Here is a 22,399-nt window from a genome sequence, read left to right as displayed (position 1 = left end):
TTGATTTACCTGTTTTTTGAATTTTAACGATGTAAAAAGACATTAAAACTTATCTTAGCCGCCATGATTTTCAGTCCTAATTTCCATTACCAAAATTTTTTTCTGGTCTGTTTTATCACCAGTTTTTTAATGTTAAATCCTCTTGAAGGAAATGCTCAGCTTATTCCCGGAACCCAAACTGCAGAAGAGGAAGCCGCTGAGCCGGAATTGCCGGCAGACCCACTTGGCAGGCGCACTCCACGCGGAACCGTTAGTGGTTTTATAAGTGCAGTTTCTGAGCAGGATTATTCCAGGGCCAGTGAGTATCTTAATCTGGAGCAAATTCCCGGTGAGCAGGAAGAAGAACGGCTGGCACAAACCCTTCAGGGATTGCTGGATCGTCGTGGCAACATCCTCCCCTATTCCTGGATTAGTGATGAGATCGAAGGTAGCGAAGATGAGGGATTGCCGCCAGATGTAGACCAGGTAGGAACAGTAACAATTGGGGACGAAGAAATAAATTTATATGTAGAAGCCATTGAAGGACCTGAAGGTGGCCCCATCTGGTTATTTGCTTCTGAAACAATTAAGACCATTGCAGATGTTACTGTAGAAGATACATTACATCTGGAACGATATATGCCTGCTTTTTTACACGATAACCTTTGGGGAGGAATTCCCATTGGGCAATGGATTATAGCTATACTTCTGGCTATTCTGTCTTACCTGGTCGCATGGAGTATTGTTTTTACAATCCGGTTTATTATTCGTTTAAGCTGGAAAAAAGCAAGAACAGAACCTACCTCGCACATCATTAAAGCCTTTGCACTCCCTATTCGGCTTTATCTTGCAGTACTTCTTTTTGTATCCATTTCTCAGCAAATAGGAATATCAATTATCCTAAGACAGAAGTTTAGCGGGATAACACTTATTATTGGATTACTTGCTTTTTTAATCCTGCTGTGGAGCCTTACCGAACTTATAGGTTCATTTAGTAAGCGCCAGCTGAGTCATCGCGGTAGTGTTTCCGGCGTTTCGGTTGTACTATTCCTGCAGCGAACAGCAAAAGTTGCTATTGTAATCTTCGGGATAATTGCCGTTTTAGGATTTGTTGGAGTAGATGTCACCACAGGATTGGCTGCCCTGGGAATTGGTGGTATTGCGTTGGCACTGGGTGCGCAAAAAACCATCGAAAATTTTGTTGGAAGTGTCACGGTGATTGCAGATCAGCCGGTAAGGGTAGGTGATTTTTGTAAAGTAGGAGATACCGTTGGAACTGTAGAAAAAATAGGAATGCGCTCCACCCGCATACGCACATTGGCCAGAACAGTAGTGACCATACCTAACGGACAATTTTCTTCTGAAAATATCGAAAATTATGCGCATCGCGATCAATTCTGGTTTCAGACGGTTTTAAGTTTAAGATATGAAACCACTCCGGACCAGATTAGGTATCTTCTCGTAGAGTTACGCGCTGTGCTTTATGCGCATCCCCTGGTGTCTCCAGAACCGGCACGGGTTAGGTTTATAGAACTGGGAGCAGATTCTATAAACCTGGAGGTGTTCTCTTATATTACAGTAAAAACTTTTGATGAATTTCTTGAAGTAAGGGAAGATTTACTTTTGCAACTTATGGATGTTGTTGAACAAAGTGGTACCGGCTTTGCGTTTCCTTCCCAAACCATTTATTTTGCCAAAGATCAGGGTCTGTCTCAGGAAAAATCAAGAACTGCAGAAGAGAAAGTTAAAAAATGGAAAGAAAATGGTGAACTTCAAATTCCGAAGTTTGACCCAGAAAGGATCAAAGACCTTAAAGATCAAACTCCATATCCTCCACAAGGTTCCACAACAGCCAAAGACCACGGTACAGGGAAAATTCCGGGTCTTTAAATTGTCGAAAATTGCCATTTCTGATATACCTTTAAATCTATCTGATTTTAAGCACTTCCGAATAAAAACAAAGAGTATATTTGTAAATTTTTATATGCTTTTATTAATATGACTTTCCCCGAAATAGCGGCCGTTTTTTTTGGCTTCCTGGCACTTGTGCCAACTATCGCTTCCCTTACAACATACGATCAGTGGTGGATTAGAGGCTTTGATTTTCCAAGGTTGCAGATTAGCGTTCTTATACTTGCGGTTCTAATCTATTGCTTGTCTATATATTCCTTTGAAGATACGTGGCAGATCATCCTCACCGTCTTATTGGTTGTTAGTTTTATCTACCAGGCGATAAAAATTTTTCCATACACCATATTTGCCAAAAAACAGGTGATGAAGTCCATACCAAATGACGAAAAAAACCTGATTTCTATCCTTGTTAGCAATGTCCTTACAAGTAACAAAAAATATAATCTCCTTATTTCCGAAATTCACAATTTGGAACCAGATATCGTCCTCACCCTGGAGACAGACCAAATTTGGGAAAAAGAGCTGGAGATCATAGAAAAAGATTACCCGCACACTGTTAAAATTCCGCAGGATAACCTCTACGGAATGCATCTTTATTCAAAACTGGAACTTGTAGATATTAAAGTTAAATATATTATTTCTGAAGAAATTCCTTCTATCCATGGATGGGTGCGGTTAAGAAGCGGAAAAAAGGTAAAAATTCATTGTTTGCACCCCAAGCCTCCAAGTCCTTCTGAAGACGCTAATTCTACAAACCGCGATGCAGAACTATTGCTGGTGGGTAAAGAAGTGAAAGAAAATGATGAAACCACTTTAGTTTTTGGTGATCTTAACGATGTAGCCTGGTCCAGGACTACAAGACTTTTCCAGAACCTAAGCGGATTGCTGGATCCACGTATAGGAAGGGGATTTTTCAATACCTTCCACACTGGTTATCCTATTTTTCGCTGGCCCTTGGATCACGTTTTTCACACCTCAGATTTCTCGCTAATCACTATAAAAAGATTAAAAAGTATAGGATCTGACCATTTTCCAATCTTTATTCGGCTTAATTATGAATCTTACGTAGAAAATATCCAGGAAAAACCTGAAAGGGCAGATGAGGAGGAACAGGAATGGGCAGAGGAAAAAATCGAAAAAGCAAATCCCATGGTACGGAACTTATAATCTTTTCCTGAAAATTTTCAGAAAAAGAACACTTTACAATCAGAAGTTTTCAGTCGAAATTTGCAAAAATTTGATACCTTTAAGGAGCTAACTTCAGCTTAAAAATGTCTGAAAAGAAAATTTTTTCCTTATCCAGCCTAAGCAGGTCCATTGAAAAGGTGATCCATACCCAATGCAACAAAATTGTCTGGATAAAAGCTGAAATTGTAAAACTCAATCACTATCCCAAAAGTGGCCACTGCTACCCCACGCTGGTAGAGAAAAAAAACGGAAAAGTAATCGCAGAAATGCGCGGCAATATCTGGGCTTCCCACTTTGAAACGATAAACACCAAATTTAAATCTGTTTTGAGGGAAGAACTTAAAAACGATATGACGGTGGTCATCCAGGGTTCTGTAACATATCATCCTATTCACGGACTCGCCCTAAACATCATCGACATAGATCCTGAATATACTTTGGGAGAACTTGCAAGGGAAAAAGCGGAGACTATTGCCAGACTCAAAGCCGAAAATATTTTTGCTGAAAACAAAAAGCTAAACCTTCCTGTACTTCCAAAAACTATAGCGGTAATCTCTGTACAAACCAGTAAAGGCTATCAGGATTTCCTGGATGTGATCGATAAAAATCCGTGGAAGTATAAGTTTCATCATCTTCTTTTTCCGGCTATTCTACAGGGGGAACGCTCCACAAAAATGATCCTCGAGCAACTGGATAATATTCAGAAATATCAGAACGTATTTGATGCTGTAGCGATTATCCGCGGTGGCGGTGGCGAAATAGGACTCAGTTCTTTCGACAATTACCTTCTGGCAAAAAGAATCGCCACTTTCCCCCTGCCGGTCTTAACGGGAATAGGCCATGCAACTAATGAAACCGTGAGCGAACTGGTAAGCTTTCAAAGCTTTATCACGCCCACCAAAATTGCGGAATTCCTCCTTCAGAAGTATCATGATTTTGCGATGCCGTTAAAAGAGGCTGAGCAGAAAATTCAGAATCACACAAACTGGTTATTCAAAGATCAAAAGAACAATCTTAAAGAGACGGCGAGGCTGTTTTCTTCCTTTACACAACGCTCATTGGATCGTTCCAAAGCAGAATTGAACCAATATGTTTTTCAGCTTAAAAACTTTTCCAGGGGAACAATTGAGGAACAGAAAATGAATCTTCTTCAAACGCAAAAATCGATTCTCTCCCTTGCTCAAAAACCAATTAAAGAAGAGCAAAAGAACCTGAAATTCACGCAGGAGAAAATCGGCATGCTCTCTCCGGAAAATATTCTGAAAAGAGGTTTCAGCATCACGCGCCAAAACGGAAAAATTATTCGAAATACTGAAGAACTTGATCCTGAAGTTTTACTGGAAACGCAGTTATATTCCGGTACAATTGACAGCCGAATCGAAAAAATAAATAAAAATCCCGATAATGACTGAAGATATAGATTACACCAGTGCAAATGCCGAATTGCAGGAAATCGTCTCTGAAATGGAAAATTCAGAAATTAGTATAGACGAACTGGACATTAAAATAAAACGTGCTTCAGAACTTCTAAAAATATGTAAGGACAAGCTCTTTAAAACAGAAAAAAGCGTTCAGGAGGTGCTGGAAGAGATAAAAAATTATTCTATTGGTGACGCGAAATAATCTTTTAAATTTGCCCACCTTCAGAAATTAAAGATGAATTCTAACGAGTTAAGAACGGTTACCGTTACACGATATATCACTCCTCTGCGTGAAGGCGGCTCCTTACCTGCACTGGCCGAAGCTGACGATGATTTTAAATATGTGCTGAAATTTAAAGGCGCGGGACACGGGGTAAAAGCACTTATTGCCGAACTGCTGGGAGGTGAAATTGCCAGGGCGCTAGGTTTTAAAGTGCCCGAGTTGGTATTTGCAAATTTACACGAAGCTTTTGGAAGAACTGAAGGAGACGAAGAAATTCAGGATCTTCTAAAAGCAAGTCAGGGATTAAATCTTGCACTGCATTTTCTTTCCGGAGCCATAAATTTTGATCCGGTAGTCACCAAAGTAGATCCTTTGCTCGCCTCCAAAATTGTATGGCTGGATGCTTTTATCACCAACGTAGACCGCAGCTACCGGAATACAAATATGCTCATCTGGCACAAGGAATTATGGCTTATTGATCACGGTGCCTCCTTCTATTTCCACCATTCCTGGACAAATATGGAGAAGAGCGCAAAGACTCCATTTAACCTGATTAAAGATCATGTTTTATTGCCCGAGGCGTCAAAACTAAAGGAAGTGGACGAAGAGTGTAAAGTCATTCTTACTGAAGAAAAAATTAGAAATATTGTAAATCTTATTCCGGCGGAATGGCTCGAATGGGAAGGAGCAGAAGAAAGTCCTGAAGAGATAAAAGAAACTTACGCCCGGTTTTTATTGATAAGGCTGGAAAATTCAGAAATATTGATAAAAGAAGCAAAAAATGCAAGATAGGCACTTATATGAATATGCTGTAATCAGGGTCTTGCCGAAGGTGGAAAGGGAGGAATTTCTGAATGTGGGCATTATCTTCTTTTGTAAAAGAGAGAAATTTCTGAAGGTGATCTATAAACTTGATGAAGCCCGTTTAAGATGTCTTGCAGCAGATATTGACCTGGATCAAATCGAAAAAAATCTGCAATCCTTAAAGAAGATCAGCGAAGGCGTAAAAGATGGCGGACCCATAGCGCAACTGGACGTGCCTTCCCGCTTCCGATGGCTTACAGCGGTGCGCAGTTCTGTAATCCAAACTTCCCGACCTCATCCCGGAATGTGCGGTGAATTGGACACCACTATTAAAAGAATTTTCAGAGAGATGGTGCTTTAAATTTATTCTTAATAATGAGACCTCACAGGTTTAAAACCTGTGAGGTCTCATTATTAAGTTAATACAACTATGAATATTCGTGAATTCGTGATAAAGAAAAGGTAGATAATTGCCAATTTTGAGGCACGAAGAAATCACTCGGTAATTACTGTCTCCAAAACCTCCCAAACATTCTGCGCCAGGATCTTTTGTCCTTCAGCCGTGGGATGGATGCCGTCCTGCTGATTCAGTTCCGGGTTACCTGCAACATCTTCGAGTAAAAACGGAATAAGCTTTACATCATTTTCCTCTGCCAGTTCAGGAAAAATATTCCGGAATTCAGCGCCATATTCCTGGCCAAGATTAGGCGGAATCTGCATTCCGGTGAGGATAATTTCAGTATCAGGATTCTCCTCCCACACTTTGTCCATAATCGCCTGCAGGTTTCTTCTGGTTTCTTCCAGTGGCACTCCACGCAATCCGTCGTTGGCACCCAGCTCCAACACAAATACATCAACATTTTGATTCAGCACCCAATCAATCCGGTTTCGACCACCGGATGTGGTTTCTCCGCTTAATCCGGCATTCACCACCTCATAATCCAGACCTAAAGAATCAATTTTTTGCTGAATTAAAGCCGGAAAGGCTTCCTCGGGATCTAATCCCATACCGGCCGTAAGGCTGTTTCCGAAGAAAAGAATTGTTTTAGTTTCATTTCCAACAGCAGACTCGTTTTCAGAAGAAATCTCCTCCTCTACTTCATTCTTATTTTCCTTTTGAGCAGAATCCCCACAGGAAATAAAAGAAAGAAAAAAAAACATCGGAAAAATCAGCATCAAGTTTCTCATAGCAGGGGTATTAAATCGAAATCATTTCATTATTTTGTCTTTCCTGAAAAAGAAACTAAAGATGGCAAAAATATTAGAAGTGCACAACCTTGTAAAAAGCTATTCCAGTGGCTCAAAAAACCTGACGGTACTGCACGATATCAGTTTTAATATAGAAGAACGTGAAACTTTTGCCATTGTGGGACCGTCCGGAAGCGGAAAAACTACGCTACTGGGGCTTTGTGCCGGACTGGACAGAGCAGATTCCGGCAGCATCACCCTTTGCGGAACTGAATTAAGTTCGCTTAATGAAGATGAACGGGCACTGCTGCGAAACAGGAACATAGGCTTTGTTTTTCAGGATTTCCAGTTATTGCCAACACTTACCGCACTGGAAAATGTTGCAGTACCACTGGAACTTCAGGGTGCAAAAAACGCTTCTAAAAAAGGAAAGGAGCTCCTGGAAAAAGTCGGACTCGGAGATCGGGTTAATCATTATCCCTCCCAACTTTCGGGCGGGGAACAACAACGGGTAGCTGTGGCAAGGGCTTTTTCCAACGCACCAAAAATCCTTTTTGCCGATGAGCCTACAGGAAACCTGGATGCAGAAACCGGCGCAAAGGTAGAGCAATTACTTTTTGAGCTTAACAGGGAAGCAGGAACTACGTTGGTTATCGTCACTCACGACCTGGAACTGGCACAAAAAACCGAACATGTTCTTAAACTGAAGGGCGGAAAAATTGTTGAAAAAGAAAATTCAGCAATATGAGCAACGAAGAGAACAGTATTCCTGAAAAAGCAAATTTTGGGTGGATTGCAAAAATGGCCTGGCGTGACGGCAAAGCCAGCGGAAAGAAATTAAGCCTGTTTATGGCTTCTATTGTATTGGGAATCGCCGCGGTGGTCTCAATACAATCTTTTGGAGAAACGCTGAAAGAAAATATCGCGCTACAATCGAAATCCCTGATGGGCGCCGATTTTATTATCGACAGTGACAATCCGGTAAACGAAAGGGTAACTGAAGTCATTGATTCCCTGGGTGGCGCAGATGGACGCGAAATAAGTTTTGCCTCTATGGCTGCCTTTCCCGGTAATCAGGGCACCAAACTTGTACAGGTAAGGGGAATCGAAGGAGGTTTTCCCTACTACGGAATAGTAGAAACAGAACCAACTTCAGCGGCAAATGCATACCAGCAAGAAAATGCCGCTTTAGTAGATGAAACTTTGATGCTGCAGCTGGGGATCAAAGTTGGGGACAGTATAAAAATCGGAAATGTCACTTTGCCCATTTCGGGCGCTTTAAAATCTGTGCCGGGAAGCACATCGCTTTTCAGCTCTGTGGCGCCACCAGTGCTTATTCCGTATAAATTTATAAGTGAAACCGGACTGGTACAAACGGGAAGCCGCATAGATTATAAATATTACTTTGTCGCTCCTCAAACCGACATGGAGAAGCTGGATGATGAGCTGGATCCTATCCTTGACGAAAATGATGCCGACCTCGACACGCATACCTCCACAAGTGAGCGGCTGGGGCGGCGGTACGAAAACTTTGGAAAATTTCTAAACCTCGTGGCATTTATAGCACTTCTACTGGGATGTGTGGGAATTGCCAGTGCAATAAATATTTATATTAAAGGAAAACTGCGCGCGGTCGCAGTGCTTAAATGTCTGGGAGCCTCACAAAGGCAAACATTCTTAATTTACCTCGTACAGATTGCTGCAATGGGACTTTTAGGCGGCATCATTGGTACTGCCGCCGGACTTCTGCTTCAGCAACTTTTTCCGCTTTTCCTGCAGGATCTTTTACCTGTAGATGTGGAAATGGCATTTTCGGGACAGGTAATAGTTATGGGTATTCTCCTCGGAATATTTATGTCAGTTTTGTTCGCACTATATCCATTAATGAGCACTTTATATGTTTCGCCTTTACAGGCTTTGCGGGTACAGGCTGAAGGTGCATCAAAATCGGGAAAAGCAGGGATTTTTGTAGGTCTTGGTATATTTTTATTCATTTTCCTTTTTTCCTACTGGCTGTTGGAGGATTGGCGATATTCCCTTGCCTTTGTAGCCGGTATAATTGTTACTTTCTCCATTCTCGCAGCCATTGCGCAGCTTTTTATGAAAGGAATTAAGAAGTTTTTCCCGAGTTCCTGGGGATTTGTGCCCCGGCAGAGCCTGCTTAACCTTTTTAGGCCGCAAAATCAGACGCTGACGCTCATTTTGGCCATTGGAGTAGGTACTTTTCTTATCAGTACGCTATACTTCAGCAAAGATCTCCTGCTGGCCCAGGCCACAATTGAATCTCAAACTGAGAGTCCGAATATCATTCTGCTCGATGTGCAGAGTGAACAAAGAGAGGCCGTCAAAAAGGCAATTATCGGCAATGAGCTTGAGGTACTAAGCGATATCCCGATAGTAACGATGCGGGTACAGAGCATCAAAGGAAAATCTGTAAACGAAATTAGGGAGGATACCACTTCCCGCGTGAATGGCTGGGTGCTACACCACGAATTCCGGGTGACGTACCGTGATTCTTTAATTGCTTCGGAAACTCTTGCGCAGGGAGAATGGATTTCTTCAGTACAAACAGAGGGCGAACCGGTGCCAATTTCCATTAGTGATAATTTTGCTGAAGATGCTAAAGTTACGGTTGGGGATGAACTGACATTTAATGTTCAGGGCGTGATCTTACCTGTTGTGGTCGGAAGTGTTCGCACAGTAGACTGGGCACGGATGCAGCTAAACTTCTCAATAGTTTTCCCTGAAGGTGTGCTGGAAGAAGCCCCGCAATTTAGGGTACTCACGACCAAAGCTACCCAGAACGCTTCAGCGGCATTGCAGCAGGAACTGGTGCAGAACTTTCCGAATGTTACTGTGATTGATTTAAGGCAGGTACTAAGTGTTATTGAAGGGATTCTCGACAAGATCTCCTGGCTTATCAATTTTATGGCATTTTTTAGTATTCTTACCGGAATAATTGTATTGCTGGGAGCGGTACGGACCAGCAAATACCAGAGAATCAGGGAAAGTGTTCTTTTAAGAACAATAGGTGCTAAAAATAGTCAGATCCTGAAGATTACAGCATTGGAATATTTGTATCTAGGGATTTTAGGAAGCCTATCGGGCATTTTATTATCGCTGGTAAGCAGCCAGTTACTCGCCTACTTTCTGTTTGAATCCCCTTTTACACCTTCATGGATTCCGTTTTTAATCCTTTTCCCGGGAATCACTTTGCTGGTGCTGATTATTGGAGTTGGAAATAGTTTAAGCGTAATTAAAAGTCCGCCGCTGGAGGTGCTTCGGAAAGAAGTACGATAACTGGCATTTTTGGTGCCTGGCTTTGTTTCAGGTAAAATGAGTTTTACGGTGTAAATCCTGAAATAAAGATTGAAACCTTCAAAAGGAAACATTTAAACCTGAATAATTTCTAATCAAATTATTTGTCCATCTCTGCCAATAGATCCTGAAGATCCAGATTGCGGGTATACATTCTGACGGAACCATCGGGCTTTTTTGGCCATTGGTCACGGGGCCGGTCCCAATAAAGTTCTACTCCGTTGCCATCTGGATCGTCCATATATAAAGCTTCGGAAACTCCGTGATCTGCCACTCCGGTCAACGGATAATCTGCTTCAAGCAGACGTTTCAGAACCTCAGCGAGATCCTTTCTTGTAGGATAAACTATAGCCGTATGAAATAATCCGACTCCTTTTTTCGATGCCTGTGGTGCATCTTTACTGTTCCATGTATTCAGTGCGATATGATGATGATAACCCCCGGCAGAGAGAAAAACGGCCTGGTCGCCCATTCTTTCAGTAATTTCAAAAGTAAGCAGATCATGATAAAAAGTTAAGGCATTTTCAATATTGGAAACCTTCAGGTGAATGTGACCAATCCGGGTTTGTGCAGGTATTTTATAGTTCTCTTTCATTTCTCCAATTTAGTAAATTCAGAAGAAACTTCCGAAGCCAAAAAATTTTCAGCATTTACCAAAAGAAGATAGTCATAGAATAAAATTTTCTATAAAAAAAGCTCCGGATCAAAAGAGAATCCGGAGCTATTTATTAATTACAATAATTTCACTATTCCTCCGGCTCTAGAATAAGCGTAAGTTTATTAAAATCTGCCGCACTATTAATTACATCACGATAATCTTCATAACGCGCTGTTTCAATAATATTTACTCTGTAATGTTCATCTGCGGTAATATGGACAATGCCATCTTTTACATTATAAAACGAATTGAAGGAAAGGATCTCTTTTCCATCTTTCGAATATTTTTTATCGATATTGATGTCGTCCAGGTTTGCAAAACGATAGCCCTTAGGTATCTCGATATTTATATTTCTATAATAGCTTCTTTTAAATTCATTTTCCAAAGGCAATACCCGCTCCTTTTCCTGGTATAACTGAATTTGCTGCCCGATAAGCTCACCCACTTTAAATAAATACCGGTTGCCTGCTTTTTCAATAAAAGCATTTGATTTTATATCCAGAACAACCTCCAGAGGCTCGATTCCGAATAATTCCGGATCGTCATTCACGAGCTTCTTATCAACGATTTCTACATTTTCATTTAATCTTTTTCCAAAACCTTCTATAAAGTCGTTAAGGCTCTCTTCTTTCACCAAATGAATAAAAGGATGTATAAACATTCCATAATATCCGCTAAAAGCACGATCCAGCTTTATGTTGGTGGTAGAAAGATCCTTGTCTTCAAAATCTACGTCTATCGTCATTTTATCGATAGTTTTATCTTCAGAAACAGGCTCTATATATTTTATTTCGCCCACAGCGCTTGTAAAATTTCCTACTGTAACTTCTTTTACAAAAAGTCCGTAGTTATCTGTAAGGTAAGCAGGTGGAAAACCATAACGCGAAGAATTCTCTTCAGGAGAAATGTATGCGCCGGTATTCGGGAAGTATAAAAGACAATCTGTCAAGAAATTATTGGCTTCAAATATCTTATCAAATCTAAGGTTCTGGCGATTGCTGGTAAAAACCACTTCATGAGGTATCTCCAAGGATTTTAAAACCGCTGCATATAATTTTACGATTCCTGTGCCATTAGCGACTTTTTGATCTAAAATTTTATCCAAATCTTCAAGCTCATCGCCTCCGCCATCAGCAACATATACATTCGTTTTTATGTAATATTCTATTTTTCTGAGTATGGATTCTTCAGTTTTCCCAGCACCTTTTACGGCTTCGGAAGCAAATTTATCTATAGCTTTTTGAGTTCTTTTGGAATGTTCAGGATAATAATATGCATAGATGTTCTGCGAAACATTTCCGTAGGAAGAAATTCCACTTACATTTCCCGCAAGGTTTTCATCAAGTTTATAGATAACGAAGGCTTTTGAAGCGTCATAGGCTGAAAGTTCTTCTTCCTCAAGTCCCTTTAATTCTTCAATTCGCAGTTTCCAGTGGTTTTTATCTTTGGTTAAAGTATCCTGCTCAACTTCAGGCGCGCCATTGTAAGACTTAAATTTGAAAACTAAATTGGAAGGAGCGAATAAATCGAATTCTACGTTCTCCTTTTTAAAAGAAGTTTGAAAATTCACCCTCTTCCCTCTATAGGTCGGATTTTGTTTGACTACGTAATAATATTCTATAAAGCTACCTTTTTCAATTCCTTCAAAAGCAAAATATTTATACTTTCTCCCGGTTTCTTCATCTGTCGCCATCAGGATTTTTGAATCATCAAGCTCCCGCACTGCACCGTTTTTTGTAATCACCCTGGCTTTGTTTACCAGAAGTTCAGAAGTTGAAGAATATGGCAGATAAACCTTATTAAAACTTTCAATTTTTTCATCGGAATTCAGCCAAAGCACGCGGTGCTCCATAGACAATTCCAGTAAGTTGTCATCTTTATCAAAAAAGAATTCATTAACTACTTTGTTCTTAAGTTCGATAATAGTCTCTGTACTATCGGGTTTTACGGAATACTCCGGATTTTCTTCCCAGTCGTAATTACTAAAAAAAGAATTGCTCTGTGCCTGAACAAATAGCGTAAAAAGCAAAAAAAAGCTGATGGAGAGGATGTTTTTGATCATGATTTTGAATTGATTTTCTTTAAGATTATAATTTCCTGATATGCTTTGTCCATCTGCTTTATAAGGGCATTTACTTCCTTTTGTTGTGCAAGGTCAAGGATTAGAAAATTTAAATCGGCTTTATGGTTATAGATGATTTTATTGTCTTCCAGATTATAGGTAACTGAAGAATTTAGAAAATTATTAGAAATCTGAACATTTTCCGGAAGGTACTCCAGCGCATAACCTTCAGGTATTTCTAAAATTGTGGTGTAGTTGTAAGAGCTTTTATAATCATACTCCACCTCATGCTTGCGATTTTCCTCAGTTTTAAAAAAAGATAAATCTTTATTGAGGTTGAGATTTAAATAGATCTCCTGTCCAAAATTCTTGGCGTAGCCGTCAATTCCGAAATTATAATCTACAATAAAATTTTTGTCGTAATCGTATTTATTAACTTCTGAAAATTCTTTAATCAGGAACTTATTATTCCCCTTCTGAAGCATTGCATTGTAAAATTCCCTGTTCTTTGAATCTGTAGAAAGGTTTTCCAGATTTTGGAAGTAATCCAGCTTGTAATATCCTGAAATTTCTGCGCGGGATCTCCCTTGCAAAGCTTCGCCCACTAAAACAATATGAGTGGTGTCTACAAGAGCATTTCTATTTGCAGGAATAACAGGTACCTTCTGAATTCTAAATTTTTCTTTACCCTCAGAAATTAAAGCTTCTTTTCCCTGGATAAATGAAGATGGCAGATCCATAGGCATAAACCTTCCTGTAGCATCCAGGAAATAGGTTTCGTCCTTATCTGTAAAAGACAAAATCATATGATTGTCTACCATAGGTGTGGGAACTTCGCTGTAGGAATACGGAATATCGCGTGTTCCAATCCATGTGAGATTTCCCTCAAGACCGGCAATGGAGAGCATCTTCAATAAGATACTGGAGTTGTCCTTACAGTCTCCGTATTTCTTCTGAAAAACATCGTTTGCTTCCCTCGGAATAAAACCGCCCAGGGCATATTCAAAATCTATATATTTTATATTATTCTGGGTCCAGTAATAGATCGCCTTCACCTTTTCCAAGTCGGTTTCTTTATCTGCTGTTAATTCTTCAACCAGCTTTACAAGATCCTTGTCATCTTCTTCCTTATTAATATTCTCTACGAGAGAATAATACCAATCGTAAAGATCTGAAACATCATTTTGTAAATTGACCGTCTGCCCGTTATTGTTATAAGAGGTGATAATTGGAATAATATGGGGCAGGATGTTTTTGTAATTCGGTGCCTGGCTCTCATACTTATACTCCTTCGTATTTTTCACCTCCCAGGTATATATCTTATTTCCGCGTTTTTCTTCTTCAGAATATGTGATCTCCAGGCTATCGGTATTGAATTTCCGGAATTCGAAATTAATATTTTTATCTGCAGTGATCGTAAATTTATTATTTACAATCGGGGTAAAGTCAGCGAAGAAGAACGGACTCAAAAACCTCGGGTTTTTTACTTTTTCTGAATATATTAACTTTGTTTTGGATCCTTTCTTTAAATCAGGATAAATGAAATTAAGCGACTGCGCATCATCATAAAAAGACCTATCCAGGTCGTCCTTTTTCTTATAGTTTTCGACCTTGTACTCCCTGTACTTTCCCCTTTCAAAATTAAGGGAATAAGCTTCGACGTCTTCCATTTCAAAAAACGCAGAAAAGCTTAAAGACTGTGCGGAATTATAAGTAGCAGACTCATCCAAGTATAAATCTTCCTCAACAAAATGCTGCAAAATATCTATTTCGCCGTTAATTAGCCCAACCTGAATACTTGTTTCCTGGTTAATTCGTACGAGTTTGGCGCTTGGAAACTGGTCTTTATAAATATCAAATTCCGGCGAAAACTGGGCATATCCCGTATGCACCGTTAGTGCTATAATGATAAAAAGAAGCTTTCTAAATAAAAGTCTTCGCAGCATGAACTTCTCCATTAAAATATATTTCTTCTTTAATTAATTCACCTTCAGAATTATAGTTTTTAGAGAGCCCGGATTTTTTGCCGTTTAGATAATTGCTTTCTTCCTTTAAGTTTCCATTTTCAAAATATTCCTGGTAGGCTCCCTCTCTCATGTCATACTGGTAATTCTCCTTTACCTTAACATTCCCGTTTACAAAATACATTGTGGATTCCCCGTGGTAAGCACCATGATGGTACGACATCTCCTGTTCTAATTCCCCCGAAGAATAATACTGCTTGTAATCATTCACCAGGTTTCCGTTCTTATATTCCATGGTGCGGGAAGGCTTTCCATTACTATAAAAAGCTTCTATTTTCCCCGTTTCATTCTCCAGCGGTATCATTGGCAATTCCTTTCCATCTTTTAAATATGAGTATCCCATCAACCGCCCATGTTGGTAAAACCTGACCAGTTGCAGTTCACCGGAAGGATCATAAAATTCTTTCCTGCCATGTTCTGCATCGTTTTCATATTCCGTCACCACATCCAGAGAACCGTTTCTGTAATAACTTTTCCAGGTGCCGGTAGCTTTACCAAAATCAAAGTAATCTTCATCTTCTACAACACCATCATCGTAATAATTAACTAAATTACCATGAAGTCCTCCCAGTTCGTAATTGGCCACCCTTTCTTTTTGCCCATTTTCGTGGTACCAGATCCATTCACCATGTTCCGTTCCATTTAAATAATTACCTGTGGACATCTGTCCGCCATTAAAATTATAAGATTTATATGCTCCGTGTTTGACACCGTTAAGATAAGTCATTTCTATTTCTACTTCAGCATTAGGATGTTTATCCAGAACAGTATACGCTCCTGCAAGGTCATAATTTATGTCTTCATAAATTTCACCATCCTGAGAATAATAAATCTCATTGAGAAGCTTCCCATATTCATAGTTGAGGCTCCTGTACAATTTCCCATCTACGCTATAATAATCCTGCCTGCCATGCATTTCTCCGTTATGGAAATAATTTACAGATTCCGGAGTACCATCCTGGTAATAGAATCGCCATTCACCCTGCGAGGCTCCGTCTTTATACCAGCCCTGGTTCTTCATTTTTCCATTTAAGTGATACTCTACCGTATAGTCTTTTACTACACCGTCTTGGTAAAACTGCTCTTTAGCTATTTTACCGTCACTATAATATTCCAAATATTTCCCCTGCAACTCGTTATTTTCATAATCCCCTTCAGACTGTAAAACCCCGTTCTTTGTGTAGAATTTCCAAATACCGGTTTTTCCTCCGGAAACATTGTAAATTCCTTCGGTAGTTTTATTGCCATAAGGAGAATAGCCGATATAGTTAAACTCCCCAGCCTTCTTCTTATCTTCTTTAATTACAGCACCACTTTTATCATAGAACTTATAGGCTATTATTTCCCCCTTTTTATACTCGTAGTCATAGTAGGGCTTTCCATCTCTATCGTAATATTTATATTCCCCTTCCAGCACGCCTTTGCTAAAATTCCCAATACTCTCTATGTTTCCATTATCGTAATACGTAGTAAAACGAGCATTTAATTCGCCATCTACATATTCGCCTTCTTCCATTTTCTTTCCATTGGGAAAATAGCTTGTATATTTTCCGATTGGCTGCCCCTCTTTATATTCAATTTCCGAATACAACTGCCCATTGGAATGATATCTTTTTTCAGGCCCATTTTGCACTCCGGTGGAATAGGAAGTTTCTGCGAATAATTTTCCGTTAGCATAATATTCCTTTACAGTTCCTACTACTTCATTTTCTTTATACTGAATTTTAAACTCCGGAAGTTCCTCGCCTACTTCAAAATAGGATACAAACGGCCCTTCAAGCTTTCCTTTGCTGAAGTATTTTTTCTGAAGCAGGGCACCATTATTATTATAATACAAATATTCCCCTTCAAGTTCGTCTTCTTTAAAGCCGGTAAATATATTTATTTGCTCGTTTGAATAATAGGTGATGTTTTCTCCGTTTAATTGATCATCCTCAAAATATGCAGTTTCCTCTAGCTTTTCTTCAGCATTGTAAACCAACCACTGTCCGGTTTTCTTTCCTTCTTTATCAAAAGAACCTATGGTCGATAATTGCCCATTTTCATTATAAATTTTCCACTCCCCAATGTTCAGATTTTTATCCATTTTACCTACAGATTGCACGGCAGAATTTTCATAGAAGTATTTCATTCCGTTCTCACCGTCACCCGGCTTTTCGGGTGCATCTGCGAGAAGAGAAGTCCATTTAGCCACAAAAGCATTTAGAAACTCCTTAATATTATCGGTATTTTTACTAATCAGGTTTTTATATTCTTCATTTCTTACAGAATATGTTACTGCATAAGTAAACTCATCAAAAAGATCATTATTTGCAATCCACTGGTATGCCGGGAGATAAACTTCAGACCAAAAATCTCCGTCTTCGCCCTTCAGGTTTTTTAGTTGCTCCAGCATGATATGGTTCTGTTTAACCAGGGCTATATTTACCTTATTATCTACTTTATATTTATCATTTAAAGCAATTCGATTATTCAGAATTAAATCTGTTTCCTTAAAAAGGTCTTCATGGCTTATCTCCAGTTCAGGATCAGGAACGTTCGGATTTTTTGCTGCTGCAATATTGTTAAGAGCTTCCAATGTGCTATATGCATTCTCACCGTCTGGCGCTAAAAGCAGGTACATGTTAAAACACATTAAGGCCTGCGTCATCCTTTTTTGACGATAAAAAATGTCACCCAATTTTACATGCGGATTCGTGTAGGTAGGATCGTAAAAAATTGCCGCTTTATATGCCTGAACAGCTTCTTCTGTCCTGTTCAGCTTTTCGAGAATAACACCTTTATTATTCCACAGCATGGCGTTTTTAGGAAAAAGCTCAATAGCTTCCTCGTAGGTGCGAAGCGCACCGGAATAATCTTCATTATTTAAAAGGGCCACCCCTGCATTTGTATAAAAAGATACTGTATTATCTGGACATTTCCTTTTTAAACCCTCTTCTGCAGTGGTTAGTGCATCTTCATAACGCTCTAGCTTAAGATAATAGTAAGATTTAGAAACCAGAACACTGCAATAACTGGAATCATTTTTATTTACTCTGTCGAGAAGCTCCAGAGTCTTATTAAAATCCCCTTCCTGGGCGCTTTTGAGAGCAAGCGGTGAAATCTCAGAAATATCATTAAATGGAATTTTCTCCTGGGCAGACACAAAATTTACCACGACAAATGCGGCAAAAAATAAGATTTTTTTCATCGGACTAATATATAAAATAATCTTAAATCCAATATTAATTCAAATGAAGTCAAGCAAATTTTTTGCTTTTAAAAGTAGAGCTAACAGGGAATTAGCAAATATGGTGAAAAGATGCTATTCTCCTAATATTATGTTAACCTAAAGGCATAAAAAAAGTTTTTTTTTAATCTAAGGGGAAGAACAACAACAGGATATAAAAAATGCTGTAGGAACAGAGGGAAAATTTAAAATTCTGAAAAGCTTCAGCAAAATTCCCTTTGTTCAAACAGCACAATAAAAAACTAAAAACAGATTATATTTTTAATCCGCTTTTTATATATCCTGCAATTTCAAGTGTTCTTTTGGTCTGATGTTTTATAGCTTTATGAATATTCTCGTTCAGGTTTTCTGTTCCTCCGTTTGAACTTATACCATATGGGTTCCCTCCTGCTCCAAACATAACTTCATCTGTATATCCCGGCGGTACCGAAATTGCACCCCAGTGGCACATTGTTTTATATAAAGCCAGAAGCGTGGTTTCCTGCCCGCCATGTGGATTTTGAGCGCTGGTCATCCCACTTACCACTTTATTTGCCAGCTTTCCCTGAGACCAAAGTCCGCCGGTCATATCAAAATAAGATTGCACCTGCGATGGCAGACTTCCATAACGGGTAGGAGCACTAAAAATAATAGCATCTGCCCATTCCAGATCGTCTACAGAAGCAGTTTGAACATCCTGCGTTGCTTCTACATGTTTTTTCCAGTCTTCGTTTTGGTTTATTGCTTCCTGTGGAGCTGTCTCCTTTATTTTGAGAAACTTTACCTCAGCTGCTCCGGCTTGTTTCGCGGCTTCGGCTGCCCATTTTGCCATCTGGTGATTAGTTCCTGTAGAGCTGTAATAAATAACAGCGAGTTTCACATCTTTCATAACTTCAATTTTTTGGTTTACATTCCATTCAAAATAAGATTATTAACCCAAAAATGTTATAAACAAACTATAAAGTTTTTTGAAAATAAGCCTTAGAAAGGCATTTGTAGTTTCGTTGGAAAAGATCAGAACCAAATTTTCCTGAGTTGAAGAAACTAATATTCATGGAAGGACATATGTTGATAAGCGGTCTGAAGATTTTGCCATTTTTCCTGAAGTGGCTCTCCGTTTTCCAGCACTTTCATTCCCAGCTTCGGAATAATGCCCGCTACAGATTGATAACAGAATTCTGAAAGCTGTAAGCCAATGCTGCTTACTTCTTTCTCTAAAGGATCTTTTCTGTCAAGATGATTCTGCCAGCTTTCTTTCAGTTTTTGATAAAAAGCTTCGGTTAATGCCGATTTCTTTTCTGAAAACTCCCTGCATTTCTTTTCTATAAATTCATAGCGCCCCGGCTGAAACTGTTGCCAAAGCTCCTTCTTTGCTTTCAATAATTCTGAAACAGAATTCCATACAGAATCACTTATTCCGCAGACTACCGGCACAAAACAAGCCCTGGCAAACAATACAAAAGGATAAGAAGCCAAAGGATACTCGGACTTTCGCGGTTTTTCCATAAGATCAAAGAAATCTGAAGAAGGAATTTCTACATCTTGTAAAATGACAGAATGGCTGCAGGTAAGCGGCAGGCCAACAGTATTCCAGTCGGGATCGATATTTGCCATTTTTGGTGGTACAACAAAAGCCGAAATCTCACCGTCCTTCTTTGTAACTCCGGTGTACATCGATGCCTGCTCGCTGCCGCTACAGTAGCTCCACTTCCCGCTAACTTGGTATTTATCCCCATTGATTTTCAGAGCTTCTCCCACTGGTTTTCCGCTACCGGCAACCAGCGCTTCTTTGGGACAAAAATATTTCCTGGCTGTTTCAGGTTGCATATAATCTGCAAAATAAGCGCCCCCTACTCCAATTGCCAGCAGCCAGCCCCAGTTTCCATCCAGAGCAGCAGCATTTTCTATCCATTTGCTGCCTTCAGGTAAAGGAAGTGCTAGTCCGTTATAGGATTTAGAAAGGAACATTTTAAAAAGTCCGGCATGGTAATGTGCCGCCAAAGCTTCAGGGATTAATTTGCCCTGAGGTTTTTCATTTTCATTTCTGAAATAAGCAGAAAACGCCTGCTGATTCTCCTTTATCCATTTTTTATCTGAAGCTTTTATTGCTTCAATTGCCTGCTCCCACATGAGATTTTGATTTCATTTTGTACAATGCTAAGGAATAAAAAAATAAAAAGAGTTTAATGCAGAATTATAAAAACCTGAAGAAGCAGCATTTTTGAGGCTTATGAAAATTAACAGTGGTTTATGGAAAGCTTCAGAAATTACTTTTGGGAACCAATGTGGATATTCGGAAATTGATAAAACAGATGTTTAACAAAAAATCGATAAAAAATGATTCAACTTTCAGCAGAAGAAAACGTGATATACACCATTGCAGAAGAGAAATTGACCGATGAAGATTACAATAAAATAATTCCGTTTCTCCAGGATAAGATAAGAGCTTTTGGGAAAATCCGTTGGTATTTTGAGATGCAGGATTTTGATGGCTGGTCTTTAAGTGCGATGTGGCGCGACGCGAAATTTGACTTTGAACACAATGAAGACATGGAAAAAATCGCCATGGTAGGATCTGATAAATGGGAAAAAGGCCTTACCCAATTGATGAAGCCATTCGCAAAAGCCGACATTAAATTCTTTGAAATTCAGGAAAAAGAAGCGGCCAAAACGTGGATTAAGCAATAGACAAACCTCTGTCTAATGGTTTAAATAAAAACTCTGATGTTGTTTTTCAGAAGAAAACGAAAAAGAAAAATTAGAAAAAGAATAACATTTGTAGGTACAAATATTGTCGAGACATCGACTATATTTGTACTCTAAACACTTGAGCTTATGGCAAATTTACTCACAGGACTGCACCATGTTACTTCCTTTGCATCAAATCCACAGAAAAATGTAGATTTCTATGCAGGAATCCTTGGTCTGCGGATGGTCAAAAAGACCATCAATTTTGATGCTCCAAATATTTATCACCTTTATTACGGAGATCAACTCGGGCAACCGGGAACGATACTGACCTTTTTCCCGTACAACGGAATTGGCAAAGGCCGCAAAGGAAACGGACAGGTCACGGTTACCTCCTTCTCTATTCCCGAAAATTCGCTGGAATACTGGATGCGACGTCTTGACAAATTCAACATTTCGTACCACAAGCCGGTTCAGCATTTCAACAAGGAGACTTCAATTTATTTTGAAGATAATGATGGGATGGGAATCGAGCTTGTTGCCAATAACAACGATGACCGCCCGGGCTTTTCCTATGGTCAAATTCCGCAGGAATTCGCTGTAAAAGGTTTCTATGGCGTAACAATTGGCCAAAATAATCCAAAAGCAACTTTAGAACTTTTAACTGAAGAGATGGAGCACAAACAGATCCTGGAACAGGAAAACAGGATACGGCTCACGACAACAGAAAAAGCCGGAAGTTATGTAGATATTGTCACAGATCCCGGCGCACCAAGAGGTTTAGGCGGTGCAGGAACGGTGCATCACGTAGCTTTTGCCACACCAAATGATTCCACACAGCTTGATTTTAGAGAGAGATTGCTGGAAAATGGCATTTTAGAGCCTACACCTGTACTGGACAGGCAATATTTTCATTCTATTTATTTTCGTGAGCCGGGCGGAGTCCTTTTTGAAGTTGCCACCAATGATATCGGATTTACCATAGACGAAGCTGAAGAGGATCTGGGTACAGCATTAAAATTGCCTTCCTGGGAAGAAAGAAACCGAAGTGCAATTGAAAGAGGGTTGGATACAGTTGAAGTTAACATTGAAAAATTCAGAGACTAATGCATGAATATAATATTACAGAAAAAGGCGTTCCGTTGAAAGAAGCTGAACATGCTATAATTCTGCTTCACGGTCGTGGAGCAAGTGCAGAAGATCTTCTACCGCTTGCTAAAGAATTCAGAATCAAAAATTGCTATTTAGCAGCCCCACAGGCCACGCACAACACCTGGTATCCAACAAGTTTCATGGCTGAAGAGAAAGCCAATGAACCGTGGTTGTCCTCTGCCGTAGACGTTGTAAAACGGCTAATAGACGAAACTGCTGAACATCTTCCGCTTAACAAAATTTATATAATGGGATTTTCTCAGGGTGCCTGTCTCACTTTGGAAGTTGCTACAAGATATGCCGCTGAATATGGAGGAATTGTTGCATTTACCGGCGGACTTATAGGCAAAGAATTAAAAATCGAACGCTATAATGGTAATTTTGAAGGAACAAAAGTCTTTATAGGTTCCGGAGATAAAGATCCTCATGTTCCGCTAACCAGGATCAAAGAATCAAAGGAAATTCTGGAGAAAATGGGAGCTTCTGTACAAATGGAAATTTATCCAAATCGCGCCCATACCATAACAATGGACGAGATTAATAAAGTGAATCAGCTGCTGTTCTAAGTCTAAGCC

At 39.5% G+C, this 22,399-nt stretch carries 18 protein-coding genes; 11 read left to right on the top strand and 7 right to left on the bottom strand.

The features are described from left to right. Positions 1–129: 129 nt before the first annotated feature. From RM549_RS10790 to RM549_RS10765, 6 genes are all read left to right on the top strand, one after another. Positions 130–1,869 (top strand): mechanosensitive ion channel family protein, encoded by a 1,740-nt coding sequence (locus tag RM549_RS10790; protein WP_311684620.1) that lies wholly within the window; start codon positions 130–132, stop codon positions 1,867–1,869. Positions 1,870–1,977: 108 nt separating this feature from the next. Further along, on the top strand, positions 1,978–3,057 hold the full coding sequence (locus RM549_RS10785) for an endonuclease/exonuclease/phosphatase family protein (protein WP_311684618.1): 1,080 nt from the start codon (positions 1,978–1,980) through the stop codon (positions 3,055–3,057). A 104-nt stretch (positions 3,058–3,161) separates the two neighbouring features. Continuing rightward, positions 3,162–4,490: an exodeoxyribonuclease VII large subunit gene (gene xseA / locus RM549_RS10780; RefSeq protein ID WP_311684615.1), complete on the top strand. Its 1,329-nt coding sequence runs from the start codon at positions 3,162–3,164 to the stop codon at positions 4,488–4,490. Then, positions 4,483–4,701 (top strand): exodeoxyribonuclease VII small subunit, encoded by a 219-nt coding sequence (xseB, locus tag RM549_RS10775; protein ID WP_311684613.1) that lies wholly within the window; start codon positions 4,483–4,485, stop codon positions 4,699–4,701. The genes xseA and xseB overlap by 8 nt, the downstream gene beginning before the upstream one ends. 33 nt (positions 4,702–4,734) lie before the next feature. Beyond that, positions 4,735–5,514, top strand: coding sequence for a HipA family kinase (locus tag RM549_RS10770; RefSeq protein WP_311684611.1), 780 nt, complete (start codon positions 4,735–4,737; stop codon positions 5,512–5,514). Further along, entirely contained in the window at positions 5,504–5,887 is a 384-nt protein-coding gene (locus RM549_RS10765) for a DUF3037 domain-containing protein (protein ID WP_311684609.1), read from the top strand. Before RM549_RS10770 ends, RM549_RS10765 begins: the two co-directional genes overlap by 11 nt. A 134-nt stretch (positions 5,888–6,021) precedes the next feature. Here RM549_RS10765 and RM549_RS10760 read toward each other — a convergent pair whose 3' ends face one another. Further along, positions 6,022–6,714, bottom strand: a complete 693-nt coding sequence (locus RM549_RS10760) for an arylesterase (protein WP_311684607.1) — start codon at positions 6,712–6,714, stop codon at positions 6,022–6,024. Positions 6,715–6,775: 61 nt separating this feature from the next. Between RM549_RS10760 and RM549_RS10755 the strand changes: the two genes are divergently transcribed. Further along, entirely contained in the window at positions 6,776–7,462 is a 687-nt protein-coding gene (locus RM549_RS10755; RefSeq protein ID WP_311684605.1) for an ABC transporter ATP-binding protein, read from the top strand. Continuing rightward, positions 7,459–10,014 (top strand): ABC transporter permease, encoded by a 2,556-nt coding sequence (locus RM549_RS10750; RefSeq protein ID WP_311684603.1) that lies wholly within the window; start codon positions 7,459–7,461, stop codon positions 10,012–10,014. The genes RM549_RS10755 and RM549_RS10750 overlap by 4 nt, the downstream gene beginning before the upstream one ends. A gap of 118 nt (positions 10,015–10,132) precedes the next feature. Here the strand turns inward: RM549_RS10750 and RM549_RS10745 are convergent, their stop codons facing one another. From RM549_RS10745 to RM549_RS10720, 6 genes are all read right to left on the bottom strand, one after another. Then, positions 10,133–10,627: a VOC family protein gene (locus tag RM549_RS10745; protein ID WP_311684601.1), complete on the bottom strand. Its 495-nt coding sequence runs from the start codon at positions 10,625–10,627 to the stop codon at positions 10,133–10,135. A 151-nt stretch (positions 10,628–10,778) separates the two neighbouring features. Further along, complete coding sequence (locus tag RM549_RS10740) at positions 10,779–12,752, bottom strand: DUF3857 domain-containing protein (protein WP_311684599.1); 1,974 nt, start codon at positions 12,750–12,752, stop codon at positions 10,779–10,781. After that, a complete protein-coding gene (locus RM549_RS10735; RefSeq protein WP_311684597.1) occupies positions 12,749–14,710 on the bottom strand; it encodes a DUF3858 domain-containing protein in 1,962 nt (653 codons plus the stop codon). The genes RM549_RS10740 and RM549_RS10735 overlap by 4 nt, the downstream gene beginning before the upstream one ends. Continuing rightward, positions 14,676–17,966, bottom strand: a complete 3,291-nt coding sequence (locus RM549_RS10730; RefSeq protein ID WP_311684595.1) for a tetratricopeptide repeat protein — start codon at positions 17,964–17,966, stop codon at positions 14,676–14,678. The genes RM549_RS10735 and RM549_RS10730 overlap by 35 nt, the downstream gene beginning before the upstream one ends. 292 nt (positions 17,967–18,258) lie before the next feature. Next, positions 18,259–18,873 carry an NAD(P)H:quinone oxidoreductase gene (wrbA, locus tag RM549_RS10725; RefSeq protein WP_311684593.1) on the bottom strand — a complete coding sequence of 205 codons (615 nt, stop codon included), beginning with the start codon at positions 18,871–18,873 and terminating at the stop codon, positions 18,259–18,261. A 155-nt stretch (positions 18,874–19,028) separates the two neighbouring features. Further along, a complete protein-coding gene (locus RM549_RS10720) occupies positions 19,029–20,114 on the bottom strand; it encodes an acyl-CoA dehydrogenase family protein (RefSeq protein ID WP_311684591.1) in 1,086 nt (361 codons plus the stop codon). Positions 20,115–20,321: 207 nt separating this feature from the next. On the opposite strand from RM549_RS10720, the gene RM549_RS10715 reads away from it, so the two are divergent. From RM549_RS10715 to RM549_RS10705, 3 genes are all read left to right on the top strand, one after another. Then, positions 20,322–20,672 carry a SpoIIAA family protein gene (locus RM549_RS10715; protein WP_311684589.1) on the top strand — a complete coding sequence of 117 codons (351 nt, stop codon included), beginning with the start codon at positions 20,322–20,324 and terminating at the stop codon, positions 20,670–20,672. 147 nt (positions 20,673–20,819) lie between these two features. Next, a complete protein-coding gene (locus tag RM549_RS10710; protein ID WP_311684587.1) occupies positions 20,820–21,779 on the top strand; it encodes a VOC family protein in 960 nt (319 codons plus the stop codon). After that, positions 21,779–22,390 (top strand): alpha/beta hydrolase, encoded by a 612-nt coding sequence (locus tag RM549_RS10705; RefSeq protein ID WP_311684586.1) that lies wholly within the window; start codon positions 21,779–21,781, stop codon positions 22,388–22,390. Before RM549_RS10710 ends, RM549_RS10705 begins: the two co-directional genes overlap by 1 nt. Positions 22,391–22,399 lie beyond the last annotated feature (9 nt).

This window comes from Autumnicola patrickiae, assembly GCF_031846525.1.
In the GTDB taxonomy this organism is placed as follows: Bacteria; Bacteroidota; Bacteroidia; order Flavobacteriales; family Flavobacteriaceae; genus Autumnicola; species Autumnicola patrickiae.
The sequence above is the reverse complement of the archived record's forward strand: the minus strand, read 5'-3'. Positions and strand labels throughout refer to the sequence as shown.

Excerpts from the sequence above, each read along its gene's own strand:
- RM549_RS10765 (WP_311684609.1), top strand. The coding sequence starts at position 5,504 with ATGCAAGATAGGCACTTATATGAATATGCTGTAATCAGGGTCTTGCCG.
- RM549_RS10770 (WP_311684611.1), top strand. The coding sequence starts at position 4,735 with ATGAATTCTAACGAGTTAAGAACGGTTACCGTTACACGATATATCACT.
- RM549_RS10755 (WP_311684605.1), top strand. The coding sequence starts at position 6,776 with ATGGCAAAAATATTAGAAGTGCACAACCTTGTAAAAAGCTATTCCAGT.
- RM549_RS10735 (WP_311684597.1), bottom strand. The coding sequence starts at position 14,710 with ATGGAGAAGTTCATGCTGCGAAGACTTTTATTTAGAAAGCTTCTTTTT.
- RM549_RS10740 (WP_311684599.1), bottom strand. The coding sequence starts at position 12,752 with ATGATCAAAAACATCCTCTCCATCAGCTTTTTTTTGCTTTTTACGCTA.
- RM549_RS10730 (WP_311684595.1), bottom strand. The coding sequence starts at position 17,966 with ATGAAAAAAATCTTATTTTTTGCCGCATTTGTCGTGGTAAATTTTGTG.
- RM549_RS10760 (WP_311684607.1), bottom strand. The coding sequence starts at position 6,714 with ATGAGAAACTTGATGCTGATTTTTCCGATGTTTTTTTTTCTTTCTTTT.
- RM549_RS10790 (WP_311684620.1), top strand. The coding sequence starts at position 130 with ATGTTAAATCCTCTTGAAGGAAATGCTCAGCTTATTCCCGGAACCCAA.
- xseA (WP_311684615.1), top strand. The coding sequence starts at position 3,162 with ATGTCTGAAAAGAAAATTTTTTCCTTATCCAGCCTAAGCAGGTCCATT.
- RM549_RS10750 (WP_311684603.1), top strand. The coding sequence starts at position 7,459 with ATGAGCAACGAAGAGAACAGTATTCCTGAAAAAGCAAATTTTGGGTGG.
- xseB (WP_311684613.1), top strand. The coding sequence starts at position 4,483 with ATGACTGAAGATATAGATTACACCAGTGCAAATGCCGAATTGCAGGAA.
- RM549_RS10715 (WP_311684589.1), top strand. The coding sequence starts at position 20,322 with ATGATTCAACTTTCAGCAGAAGAAAACGTGATATACACCATTGCAGAA.
- RM549_RS10785 (WP_311684618.1), top strand. The coding sequence starts at position 1,978 with ATGACTTTCCCCGAAATAGCGGCCGTTTTTTTTGGCTTCCTGGCACTT.
- wrbA (WP_311684593.1), bottom strand. The coding sequence starts at position 18,873 with ATGAAAGATGTGAAACTCGCTGTTATTTATTACAGCTCTACAGGAACT.
- RM549_RS10705 (WP_311684586.1), top strand. The coding sequence starts at position 21,779 with ATGCATGAATATAATATTACAGAAAAAGGCGTTCCGTTGAAAGAAGCT.
- RM549_RS10745 (WP_311684601.1), bottom strand. The coding sequence starts at position 10,627 with ATGAAAGAGAACTATAAAATACCTGCACAAACCCGGATTGGTCACATT.
- RM549_RS10720 (WP_311684591.1), bottom strand. The coding sequence starts at position 20,114 with ATGTGGGAGCAGGCAATTGAAGCAATAAAAGCTTCAGATAAAAAATGG.
- RM549_RS10710 (WP_311684587.1), top strand. The coding sequence starts at position 20,820 with ATGGCAAATTTACTCACAGGACTGCACCATGTTACTTCCTTTGCATCA.